5 protein-coding genes and 2 pseudogenes are annotated in these 4,902 nt (G+C 72.3%); 4 read left to right on the top strand and 3 right to left on the bottom strand.

All coding sequences use genetic code 11. From position 1 onward, the window contains the following. A pseudogene (locus VFO68_RS07570) lies at positions 1–1,059 on the top strand (phospho-sugar mutase); the annotation flags it as partial. Here VFO68_RS07570 and VFO68_RS07565 read toward each other — a convergent pair. Continuing rightward, positions 1,029–1,748 carry an SDR family oxidoreductase gene (locus VFO68_RS07565; RefSeq protein WP_325157454.1) on the bottom strand — a complete coding sequence of 240 codons (720 nt, stop codon included), beginning with the start codon at positions 1,746–1,748 and terminating at the stop codon, positions 1,029–1,031. The pseudogene VFO68_RS07570 and the gene VFO68_RS07565 sit on opposite strands and share 31 nt — an antisense overlap. A 102-nt stretch (positions 1,749–1,850) precedes the next feature. Here VFO68_RS07565 and VFO68_RS07560 point away from each other — a divergent pair, with 102 nt between their 5' ends. The 3 genes from VFO68_RS07560 to VFO68_RS07550 are packed head-to-tail and all read left to right on the top strand — an operon-like array spanning position 1,851 to position 3,665. After that, positions 1,851–2,699: a helix-turn-helix transcriptional regulator gene (locus tag VFO68_RS07560; protein ID WP_325157453.1), complete on the top strand. Its 849-nt coding sequence runs from the start codon at positions 1,851–1,853 to the stop codon at positions 2,697–2,699. Between the two features lie 16 nt (positions 2,700–2,715). Further along, complete coding sequence (locus VFO68_RS07555; RefSeq protein ID WP_325157452.1) at positions 2,716–3,216, top strand: O-acetyl-ADP-ribose deacetylase; 501 nt, start codon at positions 2,716–2,718, stop codon at positions 3,214–3,216. Continuing rightward, complete coding sequence (locus VFO68_RS07550) at positions 3,213–3,665, top strand: flavodoxin family protein (protein WP_325157451.1); 453 nt, start codon at positions 3,213–3,215, stop codon at positions 3,663–3,665. The genes VFO68_RS07555 and VFO68_RS07550 overlap by 4 nt, the downstream gene beginning before the upstream one ends. Positions 3,666–3,674: 9 nt before the next feature. On the opposite strand, the gene VFO68_RS07545 is transcribed toward VFO68_RS07550, so the two are convergent. Together VFO68_RS07545 and VFO68_RS07540 are read right to left on the bottom strand one after the other, a co-directional pair. After that, positions 3,675–4,667: an aldo/keto reductase gene (locus tag VFO68_RS07545; RefSeq protein WP_325157450.1), complete on the bottom strand. Its 993-nt coding sequence runs from the start codon at positions 4,665–4,667 to the stop codon at positions 3,675–3,677. Continuing rightward, positions 4,664–4,902, bottom strand: a pseudogene (locus tag VFO68_RS07540) (MerR family transcriptional regulator); the annotation flags it as partial. The gene VFO68_RS07545 and the pseudogene VFO68_RS07540, both read right to left, overlap by 4 nt.

Genomic DNA, 4,902 nt, shown 5'->3' with positions numbered 1-4,902 from the left:
CCGGTGAGCGAGGCCGAGGTGGACCGCTACCTGGACCGGGTGGCGACGCTGCCCCGGGGCACTGCCCGGGACCTGCGCATCGTGCTCACCCCGATGCACGGCGTGGGTGGCGCGAGCGCGGTGGAAGCCTTGCGCCGCAGTGGTTTCACCGATGTGCGGGTGGTCGTCGACCAGGCCGTGCCGGACCCGGACTTCCCCACCGTCAGCTTCCCCAACCCGGAGGAGCCCGGCGCCCCGGACCGGTTGCTGCGCCTGGCCGCCGAGTCCGACGCCGACCTCGCGGTGGCGCTGGACCCGGACGCCGACCGGTGCGCGCTCGGGGTGCGCGAGCGGGACGGCTCGTGGCGGATGCTGCGCGGCGACGAGACCGGCACCCTGCTCGGCAACCACATACTGTCTACTGTGGACAAGATCGCGCACCCGGATCCGTTGGTGGCCACCACGATCGTGTCGTCCTCGCTGCTCGGCGAGATCGCCAAGGCGCACGGCGCGCGGTACGCCGAGACGCTCACCGGGTTCAAGTGGCTGGTCCGGGCCGGCGACGGCCTGGTGTACGCCTACGAGGAGGCGCTCGGGCACTGCGTCGACCCGGAGTTCGTGCGGGACAAGGACGGGATCTCCGCCGCTGTGCTGGCCGCCGACCTCGCCGCCACCTGCAAGGCCGCCGGCCGCACCCTGCTCGACGAGTTGGACGACCTCGCCGTGCGGCACGGCCTGCACCTGACCGAGCAGGTCTCGGTGCGGGTCGCCGAGCCGGCCCGGCTGATGGCCGCGGTGCGTGCCGCGCCACCGACCGAACTGGCCGGCGGGCCGGTCGAACTGACCGACCTGCTGCCCGACGTGAACGTGCTGCGGCTGACCGGTGACCGGTTGCGGGTCGTCATCCGCCCGTCCGGCACCGAACCGAAGCTCAAGGCCTACCTGCAGGTGGTCGAGCCGGTCGGCGAACCGGCCCGGCTGGAGCAGGCCCGCGCGGACGCCGCCAAACGCATCGGCGACGTGCACGCGGCCGTGTCAGCTCTGCTGACTCACCAGGGCAGGGTCCCGGACTCGCCGTAGAAGCCGCCGGTCGGGCCGTCCGCCGTGGCGACCCGGACCGCGTCCGCCGCACCCTGCGCGGGCGTGCGGTATCCCTCGTGGTCGTTCATGTCCGTGGCGCAGTAGCCGGGCGAGACCGCGTTGACCGCGATCCCGTCCGGCTGCAACTCCTTGGCCAGCATCACGGTCAGCATGTTCAGCGCGGCCTTCGACGAGTTGTAGGCGTAGAGCCGGATCCCGGAGAACTCACCGTCCGGGTCGGACTGCAGCGACACCGAGCCCAGCTCGCTGGACAGGTTCACCACCCGTGCCTGCGCTCCCTTGCGCAGCAACGGAAGCATCGCCCGGGTGACGGTCATCACGCCGATCACGTTGGTGGCGTAGGTGCGTTCGAAGGTGTCCGCGACCGCCCGTCCGTCCTGGTCGCCGGCGTCGATGATCCCGGCGTTGTTCACCAGCACGTCCAGCCGGCCGTGCTCCTGCTCCACCTGCTTCGCCGCGGTGGCAACGGAATCCGGGTCTGTGACGTCCAGCAGCACCGGCCGGGCGTCGATCCCGTCCCCGGTCAGCTCGGCGCTGGCCGCCCGGCCGCGCTCGGCGTCCCGGGCCGCGACCAGCACGGTCATCCCGAGTTGGCCCAGCTGCCGGGCGATCTCCTTGCCGATGCCCTTGTTCGCGCCGGTGATCAGCGCGATCTTCGTTGTGGTCATGGCGTCGACTCTGACGCCGTTCGGCGAGCTCGGGCAGAGAGCGTCGAAGCTGGGACCGGCAGTCCCTGTCTGGGCCGCACCGCGCCTGGCAAGCTGGACGATGTGGACAGGCAGGGGCTCGCCGACTTCCTGCGCGGCCGCCGGGAGCGGTTGCGCCCAGCCGACGTCGGGTTGACTTCCGGACCGCGCAGGCGCACTCCCGGGCTGCGCCGCGAGGAGGTCGCCGCGCTGGCCGCGATCTCGGTGGACTACTACACGCGGCTGGAGCAGAAACGCGGCCCGCAGCCGTCCAGGGCGGTGCTCGGCGGCATCGCGCGGGCGCTGCGGCTCTCCGACGACGAGCGGGCCTACCTGTTCGACCTGGCCTGCGAGCAGCCCGACGCACCGGTCGGGATGACCGGCGAGGTGCGGGCCAGCATCCTGCACATGCTGGACCGGCTGGACGACTCCCCGGCGTTCGTGATCGACGCGAAGTACCAGGTGCTGGCCTGGAACCAGCTCGCCGCGGCGCTGATCGCCGACTTCGCGGCGCTTCCCGCGCGGGACCGCAACCTGGCCCGGCTGCGCTTCCTCGGCACGTCGCCCAGACGCTACGCGCGGGAGGAGACGCTGCGTTACGGCCGTGAGGTGGTGGCCAACCTGCGCACCGCCACCGCCCGCTACCCCGACGATCCGGAGTTGCGGGCGCTGCTCCGGGATCTGCTGGCGCACAGCGCGGAGTTCGCCGAGATGTGGGCCGCGCACGAGGTGTCGGTGCAGCGCAACCTGTGCAAGACCGTGCACCATCCGGTGGTCGGGCCGATCGAGCTGTTCAGCGAGGTGCTGTTGATCCCGGACGCGGACCAGCGGCTGGTGCTCTACACCGCCACCCCGGGCACCCGGTCGCACGAGGCGCTGCGGCTGCTCAAGGTGGTCGGAACGCAGGATCTGACGGCCGACCCCGCGCGGTAGTGGCACGATCCCGGTCATGGTCACGATCGAGGTGGTGCTCGGCGACATCACGACCGAGAACGTGGACGCGGTGGTGACCGCCGCCAACGAGTCGCTGCTCGGCGGTGGCGGGGTGGACGGCGCGATCCACCGCGCGGCCGGGTCCCGGCTGGCCGAGGCCGGCGCGGCGGTCGGGCCGTGCTCGCCGGGTCAGGCGGTGGCCACCCCGGCCTTCGACCTCGACCCGCCGGTCCGGTACGTGATCCACACCGTCGGGCCGGTCTGGGAGGGCGGCGACGCGGGCGAGGCGGACGTGCTGGCCTCGTGCTACCGGCGCAGCCTGCGGGTGGCCGACGAGTTGGGGGTGCGCAGCATCGCGTTCCCGGCCATCGCGACCGGCGTCTACGGCTTCCCGAGCGAGCAGGCCGCGAAGATCGCGGTGGCGACCCTGCGCTCCACGCCGACCGCGGTCGAGCGGATCCGGCTGGTCGCCTTCGACGAGGCGACCCGGGACCATCTGCGGGCGGCGTTGCGGTGACCCGGCTTCTGGTCGTGCACCACACCCCGTCGCCGGCCATGCAGGCGATGTTCGAGGCGGCGCTGTCCGGCGCGACCGACCCGGAGATCGAGGGGGTCGAGGTGGTGCGCCGCGCGGCGCTGGCGGCGACCGTGCCGGACGTGCTGGACGCGGACGGCTACCTGCTCGGCACGCCGGCCAACATCGGCTACATGTCCGGTGCGCTCAAGCATTTCTTCGACACCGTCTACTACCCGTGCCTGGACGCCGCACAGGGCCGGCCGTACGGCTGCTACGTGCACGGCAACCAGGGCGTCGAGGGCGCGGTGCGGGCGATCGAGAGCATCACCAAGGGGATGGGCTGGACCCGGGTGGCCGCCCCGGTGACGGTGCTCGGCGAGCCGACCAAGGCGGACCTGGAGGCCTGCTGGGAGCTCGGCGCCACCGTGGCGGCCACCCTCATGACCTGATCGGCACCCTCAGCGGTTCACCGCACGCATCATCTCGTCGGTGTAGCGCTGACCGCGCACGGCGTCGGCCGGGACGGCCTTCTCGATCGCGGCGAGATCATCGGCGGACAGGTCCAGGGTCGCGGCGGCGACGTTCTCCTCCAGATAGCGCCGCCGCTTGGTGCCCGGAATCGGCACCACGTCCGAACCCTGCCGCTGCACCCAGGCCAGCGCCAACTGTCCCGCGGTGACCCCGCGCTCGGCGGCCAGGTCGCGCAGCGCCGCCACGATGGCCAGGTTGTGCTCCAGGTTCCCCTCGGCGAAGCGCGGCTGGCCGAACCGGCGGTAGTCGCCGGCCTCCAGGTCGCCGGCGGTGCTGATCCGCCCGGTGAGGAAACCGCGGCCCAGCGGGGAGTAGGGCACCACCCCGATACCCAGCTCGCGGCAGGCCGGCACCACCTCGGCCTCGATGTCCCGGCTCCACAGCGACCATTCGGTCTGCACCGCGGCGATCGGGTGCACCGCGTGCGCGCGCCGGATCGTGTCAGGCCCCGCCTCGGACAGCCCGAGGTGCCGCACCTTTCCTTGCGCCACGAGCGAAGCCATCGCCCCGACGGTCTCCTCGATCGGCACGTTGGGATCGACCCGGTGCTGGTAGTACAGGTCGATGTGGTCGACGCCGAGCCGGCGCAGCGACGCCTCGCACGCCTGCCGCACGTACTCGGCGTCGCCCCGGATACCGCGCGCGGTCGGGTCCTGCGCCGAGCGGACGATGCCGAACTTGGTGGCGACCACGGCCTGTTCCCGGCGGTCCCGCACCGCGGCGCCGACCAGTTCCTCGTTGTCCCCGTAGCCGTACATGTCCGAGGTGTCCAGCAGGGTGACGCCGAGCTCGAGCGCGCGGTGGATGGTCGCGGTCGACTCCTCGTCGTCCCGCGAGCCGTAGAAGTCGCTCATGCCCATGCAGCCCAGGCCCTGGGCGCTGACCGTGAGCCCGCCCAGTTCGCGGTTCGGCAGCGTCATGCGGATGCCACCTCCAGGCCGCTCGCCGTGTCCAGGTCGCGCTCGCACTGCTCGTAGTTGGTGATCTTGTAGTTGAGCACTTCCAGGCAGGCCTGCAGGTCGGAGATGCGGGCCAGCACGTCGGCGCGGTGCTCGATCAGGATCTTCTTGCGCCGGCCGGTGGAGGCCAGGCCGTGGTGCCGCAGCTTGGCGTACTCCCGCATCAGCCGGATCGGCATGCCGGTGGTGCGGAGTT

Source organism: Actinophytocola sp. (assembly GCF_035712165.1).
Taxonomy (GTDB): domain Bacteria; phylum Actinomycetota; class Actinomycetes; order Mycobacteriales; family Pseudonocardiaceae; genus DASYTH01.
This window is presented reverse-complemented; position numbering and strand designations above follow the sequence as displayed.